Source organism: Streptomyces sp. NBC_00669, from assembly GCF_036226785.1.
Lineage (GTDB): Bacteria > Actinomycetota > Actinomycetes > Streptomycetales > Streptomycetaceae > Actinacidiphila.
Map to the genome: position 1 here is coordinate 2490570 of NZ_CP109018.1, position 17296 is coordinate 2507865.

Here is a 17296-nt window from a genome sequence, read left to right on the forward strand (position 1 = left end):
TTCGCGACACGACGAAGGGACGCCGAGAAGGCGTCCCTTGAAGTGCCGTAGTCATATCTCCTTGCGGCGATGCGCAGCGGTGACAGGCGAGGGCATGTCGCGTGGTCTGTACACGCGATGAACGTCCGGCGCGGGAGTTCCAGCGGTGAAAGCCGACCGCGAACGCGGTGGGGCAGAACCGAGGAAACAACCGCGGGTGAGAACCACGGTGAACACCACGGTGAAAGCCGTGATCACAACCGTGATGAGAGCCGTGGTGAAAGGGGCGGCGGGTCCTGGGGACGCCGTCCGGCGATATCGGTGGGGGAAGTGACCCGTCACCCGCCGGATCAGGCGAGCGCGGGCTCCGCGCGAGTGACGTCGATGCTGTTGAGCAGCGACTCTTCACGCGATGCGACAGTCAGGGCGTCGTTCTCCGCCTGCATGCGGATCAGCTCGGACTCCAGGTCCTGGACGCGCTGCTGAAGCCTTCGCATCTCGGCGAGGAGTCGCGGGTCGGGACCGCCGACGTAACCGAGAAGCGCCTTTGCCATGATGAATGGTCCTCCACGCTGAGTGACCGACCGGGGCGGGTGGGTCGTGGGTGAGGGGTACACTCCCGCACAAAGCTCGATGCCGCGGCTTCCATATCATTCATTGGTGCCGCGATGCGCGGGGCTTCCAGCGTCTCACCAAAACGGGGGACGGTCAACACGATCACAGCCCAGCCGTCGGGTCCGCCTCAGAAAACACGGCGCCGACGTGCGCCGCGGGCTGCCCGCGTGGGGGTTCGCGAGGCTTGACGATCATCCTCGCTTGGGGGCAGCCTGACACGCCGATCGCCGGAAGGCAACGGGTTGTGGTCATCGGATCTCGAATCCTTGATATCCACCCCGGGTGACCCCCCAGATTTCCGTCACCCCGTCGACCCGCCCGGGCGTGTCGCCGTGCCGCAGCCATTCCAGCAGCCGCTCGCACTGCTCGAAGGCGCCTTCCGCGACCACCTGGACCCGGCCGTCGGAGAGATTGCCCGCGTAGCCGGCCAGGCCGCCGATCCCCAGGGCGGTCGCCCGGGTCCACCAGCGGAAGCCGACGCCCTGCACCCGGCCGCGGACCCAGGCGGTGAGCCGGACCTCTTCGTTCATGAGGGCACGCTATCCCGCCCCGATCCACCCGGTCGCGGCCGCCTGACCTCCGAACCTCGTCCGCCATGGCCAACATTCGCTACAGTCCCCCCTCAACGGCTTCACCCGTTCGGAGTAGTCCAGGCGAGCAGTGAGAGCAGTGAGGAGTGCGGCGATGGGGCGTCACAGCCGACATGCCCAGCCCGCGGCCCCGCAGCCAGGGCCGCGCGGCCACCGCGGCCGCCGCAGGCACCACCCGGTACGGACGGGGCTGCTGGCCTCGTCGGCGGCGCTCGCGGTGGGCGCGGTCGCCGCGTCCTCGGGTCTGCTGTCCGAGATCAGCGGCGAGCTGGGGCACCTCGACGGCGACGGCGGGGTGACCCAGGCGGACGGGGCCGGCCCGGACGGCGGCGACTCGCCCTCCTCCCTCACCGACACCAACACCCCGACGTCCGACGGCACCAGCACCACCGCGCCCGGCTCGCCCACCGCGACCACGCCCGGCGGCTCCCCGTCGACGACCCGCGGCGCCTCGCCGTCCCACCCGGCCACCACCAAGGCCGCCGCGCCCTCCCCCACCCGCACCACCGCCGCGCCCACCACCCCGGTGAAGACGACCGCGCCGCACACCACCACCGCGCCCTCCACCGTGCGCCCGGCCACCACCAACGCGGTCACCTCCGCGCGGGCCCAGATCCTCACCCTGGTCAACGAGCAGCGCGCCACCGCCGGCTGCCAGCCGCTCACCGCCAGTTCCTCCCTCGACACCCTCGCGCAGAACTTCAGCGACGAGATGGCCGCCCGCGGCTTCTTCGACCACACCGACCCCGACGGCAACGACCCGTGGGACCGCGCGAAGAAGCTCGGCATCACCAACCTCGGCGGCGAGAACATCGCCATGGGCCAGGCCGACGCCCAGGCCGTGATGACCGCCTGGATGAACAGCCCCGGCCACCGCGCCAACATCCTCAACTGCGACTACAAGACCCTCGGCGTCGGCATCCACTTCGGCACCGGCGGCCCCTGGTGGACCCAGGACTTCGGATACTGATCGCGTTCGGGTGCTGATCGTCCGTCGGTCCGCGGCGGGGCAGGAACGGTTCGGGCGCGGGTCGGGATCGGGATCGGGCGCGCTCGGGATCGGACGCGGCGCGGGCACAGCCCGGGGATCAGGCACCGACTCCGCCCTGCTCGGCTCCGCGCGTTCCGCTCGGGATTGACCCGGGAGCCCGGGGGTAATCGGACGACGCCCGCCCGACAGCTCCCTGGCAGACCCTAGGTGCCGGCTGCGAATCCGCTGGGAATCCCTGACCGCCCCCGCACACCCTCCTCCGTCTGACCTGCCACAACGTCCGGCGGCGACGGCCCACCGGGCACAGCTGCCCCTCACATCACAGCTTCCTCATATCGGCGGCTGCCAGGTTCTGCGTGTTGACCAAGCGAAGAGGAGCGCCATCATGAACGACCACGACACGACAGGCCGCTCGACCGCCGGTTCGGACCCGGCGACCACCGCCGCGCAAGCGCACCGGCCGAGCGCCTGGCGATCGCTGCCGAAGAAGAAGGGGACGTGGATCGTGGCCGCCGGGATGACCTGCGCGGTGGCCGGCCTCGGCGTCTTCTCGGCGTCGACGTCGTCCGCCGCGTCGGCGTCCGGCACCTCGGCGTCCGGCACCTCGGCCGCCGCCACGTCCACCCCGACGGCGACGCCGACCGCGCCGGGCTCCGGTGGCGGCGCCCGGTCCGGGCCGACCGCCGGAGGCTCCACCGGCATCGTCGACACCACCTCCGCATCGGGCTTCACCTTCGCGACCGCGACCGGTGTGAAGGTGACCGTCGACGAGACGGCCGGTACGGCCTACCTGCGGGGGACCCACCCCACCTCGGCGAGCGCCGTGCACAAGGGCTCGAGTGTCCTGGTGCTGGGGACGGTCGACACCGCGACCATCACGGCCACCCGGGTCGTGGTGCAGCCCGGTGGCGACGGCGGGGCCGCGGCCGCCAAGAAGTCCGGGGTGATCCCCTTCCAGCAGGGGACGCCGTCGCCCACGAAGTCGGATGGCAAGGTCCCGTCGGACTACACCGAGGGCGAGGGAACGGTCGTCAGCGGCACGGCCGCCGACAAGGCGACCACGGCCGCGCAGTCCGTCTTCGCCGGCGGCATCGTCGACCGCGTGGTGAAGCTGGCCGACGGCGAGTACGAAGTCCACAACATCAGCATCAACTGGCCGCACCACGTCTTCGTCAGCAAGAGCTTCAAGGTGCTCGGCGCCGAGTAGCCACGCGACCGCCGCGGGCGTGCGCCCGCCTCGGCCGCCTCTCGCGTCCCACCGCGTTGCCCCTGGCGGCTTGTCGCCGGGGGCAACGGCATGCCCGCGCCGCGGACGGCCCCCGCCACCCGCAGACGGCCCCTCGCACTCACCCGCCACGCCCGCCGCCCTCCGCCCTCCGCCCTCCGCCCTCCGCCCTCCGCCCTCCGCCCGCGATCGGACACGCTGCTCCGGCGAAAGCGCAACCTGGCGGAAAGCGCCGACCCGGTTAAGCTGGGAGCCATGAGCGAGGTGGTGGAGCAGGCGGCAGAGCCCGGGACCGAGCGGGGCGGGCCGCCGGACGCCTTCGACGTGTTCTCGCGGAACTGCCCCTCGCGCGCCACGCTGGAGCACGTCACCGGGCGCTGGGGCATCCTCACGCTGACCGCGCTCGCCCACGACACCCTGCGGTTCAACGCGCTGCGGCGCAGGGTGGACGGGGTGAGCGAGAAGATGCTCTCCCAGACCCTCCAGGCACTGGAGCGCGACGGGCTGGTGATCCGCGACGCGCAGCCGGTCAACCCGCCGCACGTCGAGTACCGGCTCAGCCCGCTCGGGCGGGAGACCACCGACCGGCTGCTCGCCCTCATCACGCTGGTCGAGGACCGGATGCCCGACGTGCTGGCCGCACGCGGGCGCTACGACGAGGCGCGCGGCACCGGCTGACAGCGCGGGCAGAAGTAGCTGGAGCGGTTCATCCACGCCCTGCGCCGGATCGGGGTGCCGCAGCGGCGGCACGGCTCGTCCTCGCGGCCGTACGCGTCCAGGGAGCGGTCGAAGTAGCCCGACTCGCCGTTCACGTTGACGTACATGCTGTCGAAGCTGGTGCCGCCGGCGGCCAGCGCGTCACCCATCACCTCCCGGATGTGGGTGAGGAGTTCGGCGGTGCGCGGGCGGGTCAGCGTGGCGGTCGGGCGGTCGTAGTGCAGCTTGGTGCGCCACAGCGCCTCGTCCGCGTAGATGTTGCCGACGCCGCTGATCAGCGTCTGGTCGAGCAACGCCCGCTTGATCGTGGTCTTCTTGCGGCGCAGCGCCGCGTGGAAGGCGTCGTCGTCGAAGGCGGGGTCGATCGGGTCGCGGGCGATGTGCGCGAGCGGCTGCGGCAGTTGCTCCGGGTCGCCCGGGACGGTGTCGTGCACGGAGAGCCCGCCGAAGGTGCGCTGGTCCACGAAGCGCAGGTCGGTGCCCTCGGTGTCCTCGAACTCCAGGCGGACCCGCAGGTGCTTCTCCGCGGGGGCGTCCTCGGGGCGGATCAGGAACTGGCCGCTCATGCCGAGGTGGGCGACCATCGCGGTGTCCTCGGTGAGCGGGACCCAGAGGTACTTGCCGCGGCGGTGCGGGGCGGCGAGGGTGACACCGGTGAGGCGGTGCGTGAAGTCGTCGGCGCCCGCGGGGTGGCGGCGGACGGCACGCGGGTGCAGGACGGTGGCCCGGGCGACGGTACGGCCGGCGGCCCACTTGGCGAGGCCGCGGCGGACGACTTCCACCTCTGGTAGTTCGGGCACGGTTTCCTTCCCCGCCCGCCCCTTGGTCCTCAGACGCCGGGCGGGCTGATGAGGATCAGCCCGCCCGGCGGATGAGACGCGGTTCAGCCCGCAGGCGAGTTGGACGCTTCTCGGATGGAGCGCCATGCCGCTTCCGCGGCCTGCTGCTCCGCTTCCTTCTTGCTGCGGCCGGTGCCGGTGCCGTACTCGACACCACCGACGCGGGCGGCAGCCGTGAAGGTCTTCTCGTGGTCGGGGCCGGACTCGGAGACGACGTACTCGGGGACGCCGAGACCTTCGGCGGCGGTGAGTTCCTGGAGAGAGGTCTTCCAGTCCAGGCCGGCGCCGAGATTGGAGGACTCCTCGATCAGGGGGTCGAAGAGTCGATGGACAAGAGCCGAAGCCGCGTCGAGGCCCTGGTCGAGATAGACCGCGCCGATGACCGCTTCGAGGGTGTCCGCCAGGATGGATGCCTTGTCCCGTCCACCGGTTCCCTCTTCACCACGGCCGAGCCGGATGAACGCGCCCAGGTCGAGCCCGCGACTGACCCCGGCAAGGGCCCGCGAGTTGACCACCGCTGCCCGGAGCTTGGCCAACTGGCCCTCGGGGAGATCGGGGTGGGTGCGGTAGAGGGTGTCGGTGACCACCAGGCCGAGCACGGAGTCCCCCAGGAACTCCAGCCGCTCGTTGGTGGGCAGCCCGCCGTTCTCGTACGCGTACGAGCGGTGGGTCAGCGCACGCACCAGAAGGGCGGGCTCGAGGTGGTACCCGAGCCGCCCTTCCAGAAGCGTGTGGGACGAGGCTTTGTCCGTGGCGGCCTTCTTCGACACCGGAGCGTCGGGCGTGGAGGACGTGGAGGACACTGAGCCTGTCACCTGCCGATCAGACCTCGAGGACCTGACGACGGTTGTAGGTGCCGCAGCTCGGGCACGCGATGTGCTGGAGCTTCGGCTCGTGGCAGCGCTCGCATGCCACCAGGCTCACGGGCGCAGCCTTCCACTGCGAACGGCGGTGGCGCGTGTTGCTGCGCGACATCTTCCGCTTCGGAACAGCCACGGCTACTTCTCCTGGTTCTCGTCGGCACCGTCTCCGGTGCCGTTCTGCTGGAAGTCCTGCAAGGCGGCCCAACGGATGTCGGTCGCCTCGTGGTGGTGGTCCGGGTCGTCGGCGAGCCGCGCTCCGCACTGGGAGCACAGGCCCGGGCAGTCCTCCCGGCACACCGGCTGCATGGGCAGTGCGAGCACCACCGCGTCCCGCAGCACGGGTTCGAGGTCGAACAGGTCGTCCTCGAGATACAGCACGTCGTCCTCCTCGGAGGCCGCGGCGTCGTCACCGGCTTCGTCCCTGCGGGCGGTCCGGGTGTCGGCGTCGGGGTAGGAGAACATCTCCTGGAACTCCGCGTCCAGCTCGCGCTCTAGCGGCTCCAGGCACCTGGTGCACTCCCCCGTCAGCGGTGCATGGGCGGTGCCGGTGACCAGCACACCCTCCATGACCGACTCCAGGCGGAGCTCCAGCTCGACGTCATTGCCCTCCGGCACCCAGATGACATCGGCGATACCGAGGTCCTTGGGCGCGGAGACCGTGCGGGAGACCTTCTTCATCGCACCAGGACGCCGACCCAGCTCGTGTGTGTCGAACACGAGGGGGTTGCGGTGGTCGAGGCGGGTGTTCAGGGCTTCCTGCTTTCATCGGTACGGCCTGCAACGATACGGCCGCGTCCGCGCGAACCCCGGTGAGGGGGCCCGGATGGACGGGCAGGCCGAAGCGCCGGTGCGTGACACGGCTGGAGCCAACAGGATACTGGACACTTCGCCCGGACCCAAACAGAGCGGTCCCGGAGGGTTCAGCCCCTGCTCGGCGGGCTGCTCACAACCCCTGTTCCAGCTCCCGGAGCCGGTTGAGGTCGATCATCCCGGTGTCGAAGAAGCTGGTCTCGTCCAGCGCGGCGGGCTGCTGCCCGGGCTGCTGGCCCGGCTGCTGCTGGCCGTACTCCTGGCCCTGCTGCTGGTACGGGATCTGCGGCTGCTGCTGCGGGTACTGCGGGTCGTATCCCCCGGCCTCCGTCGGGGGGACCCCCAGCTGCGGGTAGTCGTAGCCCTGCTGCTGGCCGCCGTACGGGTCGTAGCCGGCCTGCGCGTACTCCTGCTGGCCCTGCTGGGGCGGCAGCGGCTGCGGGACCTGCGGATAGGCGCCCTGCTGGGGCTGCTGCGCGTACACGTCCTGCTGCTGGTAGCCGTAGGCGGGGTCGGGCTCGTAGGCGGGGTCGGGCTCGTAACCCGGCTCGGGGTCGTAGCCCGGCTCGGCCTGCTGCGGCGGGGCCGGCTGCGCGGCAGCGGCGGCGGCCGCGGCCGGGGTGTAGCCGTACTGCGACAGGTCGGCCTGGCCGTCGGCGGAGGGCGCGGCGAGGCCGGCCATGAACTCGTCGTCGGACTGCCGGTGGACCTCGGGGCCGCCCTCGGCCGCGTCGGCGGCGGCCATCTGCGCGGCGAGGTCGTCGATCGGGTTGTGGCCGGTGAGCTTGAGCCGGCCCCGGCCGACCGCCTGGAGGGTCTTGCTGAGCACCGCCTCGAAGGCGCGCATCTTGGTGTCGACGTACTCGTCGGCGCGGCGGCGCAGCGTCTCCGGGTCGGAGCTGCGCTCGGGGGCCTCCGGGTCGTCCTCCGCGAAGCCCGCGCCGCCCTGGCCGTCCTCGGCGTACGGGTCGCGGCCGAGCAGCTTCTCGCGGCCCCGGTCGACCGAGCCGATGGTCTTGGTGAGGACCACCTCGAAGTTGGCGAGCTTGCTGTCGACGTAGTCGTCCGCCTCGGCACGGATCTCGTCGGCCTCGCGGCGGGCCTCGGCGATGATCCGCTCGGCCTCGTCCTGGGACTGCCGGGCGATCTGGGTGTCCGAGACCATGGAGCCGCGCTCGGCGTGCGCGGACTCGATGATCCGCTGCGCCTCGGCGCGGGCCTGCTGGACCATCTGCTCGCGGTCGCCGAGGAGTTCCTGGGCCTGGGACAGAGAGTCCGGGAGCGCCGCGGCGACCTCTTCGAGCATCGCGAGCAGTTCGGCCCGGTTCACCACGCAGGAGGCCGACATCGGCATGGACCGCGCACTGCTGACGGTCGCCGTGATCTCATCGAGCTTCTTCTGGACGTCCACAGCGGCAAAGCCTACTGCTGCCGGAGCCGGGCGTTGAGCGCGTCGAGGACCGGCGGGGGGACCAAGTGGGAGATGTCGCCGCCCCATTGGGCGACTTCCTTGACCAGACTGGAGGACAGGAAGCTGTAGGCGGGGTTGGTGGGCACGAAGAGCGTCTCCACGCCGGACAGGCCGATGTTCATCTGGGCCATCTGCAACTCGTAGTCGAAGTCGCTGACCGCCCGCAGTCCCTTGACGATGGCGGGGATCTCGCGCTGCTTGCAGAAGTCGACGAGCAGGCCGTGGAAGGACTCCACCCGGACGTTGCCGAGGTCCGCGGTGACCTCCTCGATCAGCGCGATCCGCCGGTCGATGTCGAACAGGCCCTGCTTGGCCTTGTTGATCATCACGGCGACGTACACGGTGTCGTACAGCCGGGAGGCGCGGGCGATGATGTCGAGGTGTCCGTTGGTGATGGGGTCGAAGGACCCCGGACAGACTGCGCGGCGCAAGACTGGCTCCTCGCTCTCCGTACCGGTCGGGCGGGTGCTGCGGTTCATGGCGGGCTCACAGGGACTCGTGCGGGCCGGGCCGACCCGCATCTGCGCTGCCGGGCGCACGACTTCATGACCCGGCGGTAACTTCGGCGGCGCGACCGTACCAAAGAGTCGCCTCGCCGTACTTGCGCGAGCGCAGCCCGGCGAAGCCGTCGGGCCAGCCGAAGACACCGCCGCGCGTCCTGCGTTCCACGGTGACGAGTGCGTCCGTGGTCAACCAGCCGTTGGCCAGGAGTGTGAGCAGGATCTCCCGCAGCTCGTCGTCCGGCACGTCGTAGGGCGGATCGAGGAAAACCGTGTCGTACGGGGGGCCGGACGGCGGCCCGGCCACCGCCTTCTCGGCGCGGCCCGGACGCACCTCGGCGCCGGGCAGCTTCAGGGCGGTGGCGTTCTCCCGGACCACCTGGGCGGCGCGCGGGTCCGCCTCGACCAGGAGGACGTGGGCGGCGCCGCGGGACAGCGCCTCCAGGCCGACCGCGCCCGAACCCGCGTACAGGTCGAGCACTCTGGCCCCTTCCAGGGTGCCGCGCAGCGACTCCCAGGTGGAGAAGAGCGCCTCCTTGGCCCGGTCGGAGGTGGGGCGGGTGCCGTTGCCCGGGGGGACGGCCAGCCGCCGGCCGCCGGCCGCTCCGGCGATCACGCGGGTCATGACTTGCTCACAGCTCCGACCCTACCCGTCGGGTGTGCGGGCGCCGCCCGGGGATCGCGGTCCGGGCGGTCGCGGCCCCGGGAGGCGGCGGTTGAACCTTCCGGCGTACGACCTGGTGCGCGGGGTCGTCAGCCCTTCTCCAGGTACTCCTCGCGGTCCGCGTCGAGCAGGCTCTCCAGCGCGCTGCGCAGGTCGGGGTGTCCGGCCAGGTCGGGGTCGGCGGCGACCAGCGCGGTGGCCTCGTCGCGGGCCGCGGCGATCACGTCCTCGTCCTCGATGACGGCGAGGACCCGCAGGCTGGAGCGGCTACCGGACTGGGCCTGGCCGAGCACGTCGCCCTCCCGGCGCTGCTCCAGGTCGATCCGGGACAGCTCGAAGCCGTCGAGGGTGCGGGCGACCGCGTCGAGCCGGGTCCTGGCCGGGCTCGCCTCGGGCGCCTCGGAGACCAGCAGGCACAGCCCGGGGGCGCTGCCGCGGCCGACCCGGCCGCGCAGCTGGTGCAGCTGGGAGACGCCGAACCGGTCGGCGTCCATGATCACCATCGCGGTGGCGTTCGGCACGTTGACCCCCACCTCGATGACGGTGGTCGCCACCAGCACGTCGACGCCGCCGGCGGCGAACCGGCGCATCACGTCGTCCTTGGCGTCGGGGGCCATCCTGCCGTGCAGCACCTCGACCCGCAGGCCGCTCAGCGGGCCCTTGGCGAGCTGGTCGGCGACGTCGAGCACGGCCAGCGGCGGGCGGCGCTCCTCGCCCTCGTCGGCGGCGCCCTTCGCGGCCGACTTGCCGCTTGCCTTCCCGCTCGCCTTCCCGCTGCCGCCCGCGGCCTTCGCGACGGCCTTCGCGTCCTCCTCGTCGCCGATCCGCGGGCAGACCACGTACGCCTGGTGGCCGGACTCGACCTCCTCGCGGACCCGTTCCCAGGCCCGCGCGAGGAAGTGCGGCTTCTCCGCGGCCGGCACCACGTGGGTGGCGATCGGGGAGCGCCCGGCGGGCAACTGGTCGAGCACCGAGGTCTCCAGGTCGCCGAAGACGGTCATCGCGACCGTGCGCGGGATGGGGGTGGCCGTCATCACCAGCAGGTGCGGCGGCTGTTCGGCCTTCGCGCGCAGCGCGTCGCGCTGCTCCACCCCGAAGCGGTGCTGCTCGTCCACGACCACCAGCCCCAGGTCGCGGAACTTCACCTTGTCCTCGATCAGGGCGTGGGTGCCGATCACGATGCCCGCGTCCCCGCTGATCAGGTCGAGCAGCGCCTGCCTGCGGGCCGCCGCGCCCATCGAGCCGGTCAGCAGCACCACCTTGGTGCCCAGTTCGGAGCCGCCGAGCATGCCGGACTCCGCCAGGTCGCCCATCATCTCGGTGATCGAGCGGTGGTGCTGCTGGGCGAGCACCTCGGTCGGCGCGAGCATCGCCGCCTGGCCGCCGGTGTCCACCACACCGAGCATCGCGCGCAGCGCCACCAGGGTCTTGCCGGAGCCGACCTCGCCCTGGAGCAGCCGGTGCATGGGGTGGTCGGTGGCCAGGTCCGCGAAGACCTCGGCCGACACCGCCTGCTGGCCCTCGGTCAACGTGAACGGCAGTCGCCCGTCGAACGCCGTCAGCAGCCCGTCCTCACACGGCACCCGCGGCACCGCGGGCAGCGCCGACTCGTCGGCCCGGCGCCGGGCCAGCGCCACCTGGAGCACGAACGCCTCGTCCCACTTCAGCCGCTGCCGGGCCACCTCGATGTCCCGCTTGGTGCGCGGCCGGTGCACCTTCTCCAGCGCCTCGGGCAGCGCCACCAGGTCCCGCCCGGCCCGCAGCTCCGCCGGCAGCGGCTCGCCGACCCCGGCCCAGCCGATCGCGCCGAGCGAGTCGATCGCGGTGTCCACGGCCTGGGCGATCCGCCAGGACGTGATCTGCTTCACCGCCGGGTACAGCGGGATCAGCCGGTTCGCGAACGCGTCGACCGCGTCCTTCGCGTCCGGGCCGTCATCGGCCTCCGCGTCGAGCAACTGGTAGTCCGGGTGGGCGAGTTGCCGGGTGCGGTTGAAGACCGAGACCTTGCCGGAGAACATTCCGCGGCGGCCGGGCAGCAGCCGGTGCGCGTGGGCGTGCGCGGCCTTGCTGAAGAAGACCAGGGTGAGCGAGCCGCTGCCGTCGGTCACCACGACCTCCAACCGCACCCCGGACCCTCCGCCGTACGTCCGCTTGTCCGCCTTCGCGATCTGCGCGACCACGGTGACGTACTCGTCGACCGGCAGGTCCGCCAGCCGCGTCAGCTCGCCGCGCTCCGCGTACCGCCGCGGGTAGTGGTGCAGCAGATCCCCCGTCGTGCGCAGCCCGAGGTGCTCGTCGAGCACCTTGGCCGTACGGTCACCGACGAGCTTGCGCAGCGGGTCGTCCAGCGGGTTCCCAGTCATCACGCCCAATCTTTGCGCACCGCGCCGACAACGGCACGAGCCACACGGGCCGGCCCGGTGACGGGGGTGCCGTTCCTACGTGTGGGGCACCCTCACGTGGGGAGCCGTTCTTACGCTGCGCCGCCCCGGACCGGGTGCCTACGCGTAAGAACGGTTCGCCGTTGTAGCCGGCGAGCCAAAGGGCGCGCCGGTGTCGAAAGTGGAGAACGCGCGGAGATCGTGAGGAACGAGCGATCGAGCACGATCGACCGTCGACACCGGGTCTAAGCGCCCGGAGGCGAGCCGGCGGCAAAAAAGGGGCTGAGCGGGTGCCCCACACGTAAGAACGGCTCGCACGTAACGGCGCCCACTCCGGGAACCGGTCCTGACCACCGTAGGACCCTCGCTACTCCACCCGATTTGCGGGTGCCCGCTCCCGGAACCCTTCCACCTGCCGGTGACGGCGGACCTATTCCACGCCGATGAGGAGAGGGGTGGCCGTGTCGCCGCCTTCGTAGGTGACCGTGTCGACCGCGAGGTGGTGGTCGTGGACGTGGGCGCGGAGGCGGTCGGCGAGGTCGGGTGGGGCGGTGGGGCCGAGGACGAGGGTGACGAGTTCGCCGCCGGCGGTGAGCATCCGTTCCAGCGTGGCGACCGCGGTCTCGGCGAGGTCGGCGCCGATGACGGCGACGTCGTCCTCGATCAGGCCGAGGATGTCGCCGGCCTGGCAGATCCCGGCGGTGGTCCAGGACTGGTGCTCGGCGACGGCGAGTTCGGCGTAGCGGGTGGCGCCGGCGGCCGCGGTCATGGCGACCACGTCCTCGTCGAAGCGGCGGCTCGGCTCGTGGACGGCGAGCGCGGACAGGCCCTGCACGGCCGAGCGGGTGGGGATCAGGGCGACCCGTACGCCGTCGGCCCTGGCCTGTTCGGCGGCGGCGCCCGCCACGTGCCGCAACTCGGTGTCGTTGGGCAGCAGGACGACCTCGCGGGCGTGCGCGCGGCGGATGGCGGCGGCGATCTCGCCGCTGGCGGGCCGCTCCCCCGGGCGTAGGGCGACCACGGTCGCGCCGGCCTGGGCGCACAGTTCGGCGAGGCCGTCGCCGCGGACGACGGCGACCACGGCGCGTACGGCTCGCTCGCCGCGCGGCCGCCGGGCCTGGTCGCCGAAGTGCGTGACCCTGATCCGGTACGGCCGCCCGGCGTCGATCGCGGCCTCCAGCGCGGCCCCGACGTCGTCCACGTGGACGTGGACGTTCCACAGGCCGTCGCCGCCGACCACGACCAGCGAGTCGCCGAGCGCGTCGAGCCGGCCGCGCAGCACGTCCACGGTGGCGTCGGTGCCCTCCAGCAGGAAGATCACCTCGAACGCGGGTCCGTCGGCGCCGAACGCGGAACCGTCGGCGCAGGGCTCGGCGTCGGGGTCGCCGGCTTCCGGTACGTGCGCGTGGCGGAAGGAGGTGCCCGTGCCGGAGACCGGCCGGTCGGTGGGGGGCTCGCCGGTGACGACCTCGCAGAGCGCGCCGAGCAGCGCGACCAGGCCGAGGCCGCCCGCGTCCACCACACCGGCCCTGCGCAGCGCGCCGAGTTGGCCGGGGGTGGCGGCCAGCGCGGCGAGAGCGGCGGCGTGGGCGGCCCGTGCCACCTCGGTCATGCCGCCCTCGGCGGCGCGGGCCGCCTCGGCGGCGCGGGTGGCGACGGTGAGCATGGTGCCCTCCACCGGCCGGGCCACGGCCGCGTAACCGGCCTCCGCGGCGGCCGCGAGCGCGCGGCGCAGGTCGTCCGCCGCGATCCGGCCGTCCGGTCCCGGAGGCGCGGAGAGCGCCTCGTTCACGCCGCGCAGCAACTGGGCGAGGATGGTGCCGGAGTTGCCGCGGGCGCCGATGAGGGCACCGTGCGACAGGGCGCGGAACGCTTCGGTGAGGGTGGGCGCGGGGGCGCCGTCGGGGTCGGCGCGGCCGGCGGCGTGCGCGTCGAAGACCGCTTCGACGGCCTGGGCGGCCGACTCGACGGTCAGGTAGAGGTTGGTGCCGGTGTCCCCGTCGGCGACCGGATAGACGTTGATCGCGTCGATCTCCTCGCGGGCCCGCCCCAGCGCCCGTAGCGAGAGCCGGCACCAGGAACGCACCGCGGCCGCGTCGAGCGTGGGGGGCAACAGGTCCTCCTTGCGGGGCACCGGGGGCGCCGGGGTCGGGAGTTCGGCGGTCAGGCGGTTCGGACGTCGGGCGGTCGAGCGGACGGGCGGTTCTGCGGTCGGCGCCGTTCGGACGTCGGCGGTCCGGGCGTCGGGGGCCGGGGGTCCGGCGTCCTGGGATGGGGCTGCTGGTGAGCGTACTGCCGGGCGGGAGGGCGGGCAGAAGGCGACGGCCGGGTGGTGCGGGCGTCCGGCGGCCGGCGGGCGCGCTCCCTGCCGGCAACCTGGCCGTCACCTGCCGATCTCCCGTACGGTCACCGGGTGGTCACCGGCGGGGTCCGGGCGGCCACCGGCCGGGAGGGCGTCCGGACCGTGGTAGTTTCGTTCTACGGGAGCGGTCGTTGTATGCTGCTCCGGTTGCCTGGGGCTCTCCCGGGTTTTCTCACCGTAAATGCATCTGAGCATCTGAAGTCTTTGGAGTGACCCGTGGCTGCTAACTGCGACGTCTGCGGCAAGGGGCCGGGCTTCGGCAACAGCATCTCCCACTCGCACCGCCGTACTCCGCGTCGTTGGAACCCCAACATCCAGCGCGTGCGTGCGGTTGTCGGGAAGACGCCGAAGCGCCTCAACGTCTGCACCTCGTGCATCAAGGCCGGCAAGGTCACGCGCTGACCGCAGCGCAGTCCTGGTGGCTACCTGAAGCCGATCCACCTCACGGTGGATCGGCTTTTCAGCGTTACCCGGTGCGGGTCCGCCAGCCGTGGTCGACCGGGCCGATGCCCGCCCCGAGCGGGAAGCCCGCCTCGATGGCGCCCCTGACGTACTCCTTGGCGTAGCCGACCGCCGCGGGCACGTCGTGCCCCAGCGCCAGGTACGAGGCGAGCGCGCTGGCCAGGGTGCAGCCGGTGCCGTGGGTGTGGCGGTTGGCGTACCTGGGCGCGCGGTACCACCGCTCGGTGCGGCCGTCGGAGAGCAGGTCCACGGCCTCCGCGTGCCGCTCGGCGCCGGGCAGGTGCCCGCCCTTGACCAGCACCCAGCGCGGGCCGTACCCGAGCACCGCGCGGGCCGCCACGCGCATCCCCGCCTCGTCGGCGACCACGACACCGGTGAGCTGGGTCACCTCGTCGAGGTTCGGGGTGGCCACCGTGGCCAGCGGCAGCAGCCGGCCGCGCACCACGTCGACCGCCTCCTCGCCCAGCAGCGCGTCGCCGTGCTTGGAGACGGCGACCGGGTCGACCACCACGGGTACGTCGCGGTCGAGCCCGCCGAGCAGGTCGGCGACGGTGCCGGCCGTCGCCGCGGAGGCGAGCATGCCGGTCTTGACCGCCTGCACCCCGATGTCGTCGACGACGGCGCGGAACTGCGCGCGGACCGCGTCGACCGGCAGTTCCCAGGCACCCTGTACGCCCAGCGAGTTCTGCGCGGTGACGGCGGTGAGCACGCTCATGCCGTGCACGCCGAGCGCGAGCATCGTCTTGAGGTCGGCCTGGATGCCCGCGCCGCCGCCGGAGTCGGAGCCGGCCACGGTCAGCACCCGCGGTGGCGCGGTGCGCTGCTGCCGGGGCGCGGCCGGCTCACCCGTGGCGCCGGCCGCGTCCGGGCCGCTCACGCGTCGGACCCGAAGTGGTCCCAGCCGCCGGCCTTGTCCCAGGGAGCGCCGTCGACGGTGACCCGCGGGGTGCGCCCGGCGGGCGCGGTGACGTCGCCGATGATCCGCCAGCGGGCCGGGAGTTTCACGTCGCGCGGGAACGCGGCCACGATGGCGTGGTCCTCGCCGCCGGTGAGCACCCAGTGCAGCGGATCGACACCGACGGCCTGGCCGATGTCCGTCATCTGCGCGGGTACGTCGATGGCGGCGGAGCGCAGGTCGATGTCCACGCCGCTGGCGGCGGCGATGTGGCCGAGGTCGGCGACCAGGCCGTCGCTGACGTCGGTCATCGCGGTGGCGCCGAGCTCCGAGGCGGCCGGGCCCGCGTGGTACGGCGGCTCGGGCCGGCGGTGCGCCTCGACGAAGGCGCGCGGCGAGCGGAACCCGCGGGAGAGCACGGCGAGTCCGGCGGCGGACCAGCCGAGCCAGCCGGTGACGGCGATCAGGTTGCCCGCGCGGGCGCCGGCGCGGGTGACGGCGGCGCGGTTGCGCAGGTCGCCGAGCGCGGTGATGGACACGGTGATGGTGTCGCCGCGCACCACGTCGCCGCCGACCACCGCCGCACCGGCCACCTGGCACTCGTCCCTGATGCCGTCCATCAACTCGACCGGCCAGGTGACGGGCAGTTCGGCGGGCACCACGAGGGCGAGCAGCACCGCGGTGGGCACCGCGCCCATGGCCGCGATGTCGGCGAGGTTCTGCGCGGCGGCCTTGCGGCCCACGTCGTAGGCGGTGGACCAGTCGCGGCGGAAGTGCCGTCCTTCGAGGAGCACGTCGGTGGTGGCCACCACCCGGCGGTCGGGTGCGGCGACCACGGCGGCGTCGTCGCCGGGGCCGATCTGCACCGCGGGGGTAGAGGTGAGGCGGGAGGTCAGTTCCCTGATGAGCCCGAACTCCCCCAGCTCGCCCACAGTCCCCTTCATATCGTCGTCCCCTCGATTCTCGGCCGGTGCCCGTGCTCCGGTCCGTTCCACTGCGTGTTTCCCGCCAATACGGGGGTCTGGTACCGCGCGGGTCTCCCCGCTGCGCGCGGCGACGCGATAACGTGGCGTCTCCCCTCCCACATGATCCTCGAAGCCGCCCTGGAGGTTCCGTGGTACAGGCGTACATCCTGATCCAGACCGAGGTCGGGAAGTCCTCGGCAGTAGCGGAGGTGATCTCCAAGATCGACGGAGTCATTCAGGCGGAGGACGTCACAGGTCCCTATGACGTCATCGTCCGCGCCCAGGCCGACACGGTCGACGAACTCGGCCGCATGGTGGTCGCCAAGGTCCAGCAGGCGGAAGGCATCACCCGCACGCTGACCTGCCCGGTCGTCCATATATAGCCCCCGCCGAGCCCTGGAAGCGGGGCTCTCCCTATGCTTTCCCGGTGATGTTCTACCGCCGGGTCGTGCTGATCTCCGTGTCCGCCGCCGCGTGCCTGTCCGCGGCGGCGGTCTACGTGTTCACCGCTTCCGGTAGCGACGACGAGTCGGTCGCCGTCCCGGTTCCGGACTCCCAGGTCACCGCCTACTGCAAGGCGCTGCACGCGCAGTTGCCGAAGAAGGTCAACGGACTGCCCGGCCATGATCTCAAGCCGGTGTCCCCGCTGACCGCCGGATGGGGTGATCCTACGATCGTGCTGCGCTGCGGTGTGCCGCGTCCGGCCGCGGACGACTCGGAGAACACCGACGGGGTGGAGGTCGACGGTGTCGGCTGGTCCATCGAACCGCAGTCGGACGGTTCCTTCCGGTTGACCACGACGCTGCGCAAGGCGTACGTCGAGGTGGTGCTGCCGAAGAAGTACGCCACCGACCTCGGGCCGCTGACCGATCTGGCCTCGGCGGTCAAGCACACGATCCCCGCCGGAATCTGAGCGCGGCACGCTCGGCTCGGCGGGGATCGGTGCGGACGGCGGGTCGGGGCCGGC

19 protein-coding genes are annotated in these 17296 nt (G+C 72.5%); 6 read left to right on the top strand and 13 right to left on the bottom strand.

The features are described 5' to 3' along the window. Positions 1-329: 329 nt before the first annotated feature. Entirely contained in the window at positions 330-533 is a 204-nt protein-coding gene (locus tag OG896_RS09870) for a hypothetical protein (protein WP_329364246.1), read from the bottom strand. A gap of 309 nt (positions 534-842) precedes the next feature. Then, positions 843-1124 carry an acylphosphatase gene (locus OG896_RS09875; RefSeq protein WP_329364248.1) on the bottom strand — a complete coding sequence of 94 codons (282 nt, stop codon included), beginning with the start codon at positions 1122-1124 and terminating at the stop codon, positions 843-845. A gap of 154 nt (positions 1125-1278) precedes the next feature. Here OG896_RS09875 and OG896_RS09880 point away from each other — a divergent pair, with 154 nt between their 5' ends. The 3 genes from OG896_RS09880 to OG896_RS09890 all read left to right on the top strand — a co-directional run bounded on the left by OG896_RS09880 (position 1279) and on the right by OG896_RS09890 (position 4078). Beyond that, a complete protein-coding gene (locus OG896_RS09880) occupies positions 1279-2154 on the top strand; it encodes a CAP domain-containing protein (RefSeq protein WP_329364250.1) in 876 nt (291 codons plus the stop codon). Between the two features lie 406 nt (positions 2155-2560). Then, on the top strand, positions 2561-3382 hold the full coding sequence (locus OG896_RS09885; protein ID WP_329364253.1) for a hypothetical protein: 822 nt from the start codon (positions 2561-2563) through the stop codon (positions 3380-3382). Between the two features lie 273 nt (positions 3383-3655). Beyond that, a complete protein-coding gene (locus tag OG896_RS09890; protein WP_329364255.1) occupies positions 3656-4078 on the top strand; it encodes a winged helix-turn-helix transcriptional regulator in 423 nt (140 codons plus the stop codon). Here the strand turns inward: OG896_RS09890 and mutM are convergent. The 9 genes from mutM to OG896_RS09935 all read right to left on the bottom strand — a co-directional run bounded on the left by mutM (position 4051) and on the right by OG896_RS09935 (position 13758). Continuing rightward, the gene (gene mutM, locus OG896_RS09895; RefSeq protein ID WP_329364256.1) at positions 4051-4917 is read right to left on the bottom strand and encodes a bifunctional DNA-formamidopyrimidine glycosylase/DNA-(apurinic or apyrimidinic site) lyase; all 867 of its coding nucleotides are present in this window, start codon (positions 4915-4917) and stop codon (positions 4051-4053) included. The genes OG896_RS09890 and mutM overlap by 28 nt on opposite strands. 83 nt (positions 4918-5000) lie before the next feature. After that, on the bottom strand, positions 5001-5771 hold the full coding sequence (gene rnc, locus OG896_RS09900) for a ribonuclease III (RefSeq protein ID WP_402446665.1): 771 nt from the start codon (positions 5769-5771) through the stop codon (positions 5001-5003). A gap of 7 nt (positions 5772-5778) precedes the next feature. After that, positions 5779-5952 carry a 50S ribosomal protein L32 gene (gene rpmF, locus OG896_RS09905; RefSeq protein WP_069465182.1) on the bottom strand — a complete coding sequence of 58 codons (174 nt, stop codon included), beginning with the start codon at positions 5950-5952 and terminating at the stop codon, positions 5779-5781. 2 nt (positions 5953-5954) lie between these two features. Continuing rightward, positions 5955-6569 (bottom strand): YceD family protein, encoded by a 615-nt coding sequence (locus OG896_RS09910; protein ID WP_328474577.1) that lies wholly within the window; start codon positions 6567-6569, stop codon positions 5955-5957. Positions 6570-6762: 193 nt separating this feature from the next. Beyond that, on the bottom strand, positions 6763-8040 hold the full coding sequence (locus tag OG896_RS09915) for an ATP synthase F0 subunit B (RefSeq protein ID WP_329364258.1): 1278 nt from the start codon (positions 8038-8040) through the stop codon (positions 6763-6765). An 11-nt stretch (positions 8041-8051) separates the two neighbouring features. After that, positions 8052-8531: a pantetheine-phosphate adenylyltransferase gene (coaD, locus tag OG896_RS09920; protein WP_328469942.1), complete on the bottom strand. Its 480-nt coding sequence runs from the start codon at positions 8529-8531 to the stop codon at positions 8052-8054. 112 nt (positions 8532-8643) lie between these two features. After that, the gene (gene rsmD / locus OG896_RS09925; protein ID WP_329364260.1) at positions 8644-9225 is read right to left on the bottom strand and encodes a 16S rRNA (guanine(966)-N(2))-methyltransferase RsmD; all 582 of its coding nucleotides are present in this window, start codon (positions 9223-9225) and stop codon (positions 8644-8646) included. Positions 9226-9353: 128 nt separating this feature from the next. Next, positions 9354-11627 carry an ATP-dependent DNA helicase RecG gene (recG, locus tag OG896_RS09930; RefSeq protein ID WP_329364261.1) on the bottom strand — a complete coding sequence of 758 codons (2274 nt, stop codon included), beginning with the start codon at positions 11625-11627 and terminating at the stop codon, positions 9354-9356. A 448-nt stretch (positions 11628-12075) separates the two neighbouring features. Beyond that, positions 12076-13758, bottom strand: coding sequence for a DAK2 domain-containing protein (locus tag OG896_RS09935; RefSeq protein WP_329364263.1), 1683 nt, complete (start codon positions 13756-13758; stop codon positions 12076-12078). Between the two features lie 465 nt (positions 13759-14223). Between OG896_RS09935 and rpmB the strand changes: the two genes are divergently transcribed. Beyond that, positions 14224-14409, top strand: coding sequence for a 50S ribosomal protein L28 (gene rpmB, locus OG896_RS09940; RefSeq protein WP_093737864.1), 186 nt, complete (start codon positions 14224-14226; stop codon positions 14407-14409). A 64-nt stretch (positions 14410-14473) separates the two neighbouring features. Here the strand turns inward: rpmB and thiD are convergent, their stop codons facing one another. Beyond that, positions 14474-15271: a bifunctional hydroxymethylpyrimidine kinase/phosphomethylpyrimidine kinase gene (gene thiD / locus OG896_RS09945; RefSeq protein WP_329373853.1), complete on the bottom strand. Its 798-nt coding sequence runs from the start codon at positions 15269-15271 to the stop codon at positions 14474-14476. Positions 15272-15342: 71 nt separating this feature from the next. Continuing rightward, positions 15343-16308, bottom strand: a complete 966-nt coding sequence (locus OG896_RS09950) for a thiamine-phosphate kinase (protein WP_328469930.1) — start codon at positions 16306-16308, stop codon at positions 15343-15345. Positions 16309-16478: 170 nt separating this feature from the next. Here OG896_RS09950 and OG896_RS09955 point away from each other — a divergent pair, with 170 nt between their 5' ends. Together OG896_RS09955 and OG896_RS09960 are read left to right on the top strand one after the other, a co-directional pair. Further along, a complete protein-coding gene (locus tag OG896_RS09955; RefSeq protein WP_328469928.1) occupies positions 16479-16712 on the top strand; it encodes an Lrp/AsnC ligand binding domain-containing protein in 234 nt (77 codons plus the stop codon). Positions 16713-16759: 47 nt separating this feature from the next. Further along, positions 16760-17242 (top strand): DUF3515 domain-containing protein, encoded by a 483-nt coding sequence (locus OG896_RS09960; protein WP_329373855.1) that lies wholly within the window; start codon positions 16760-16762, stop codon positions 17240-17242. The last annotated feature ends 54 nt before the right edge of the window (positions 17243-17296 follow it).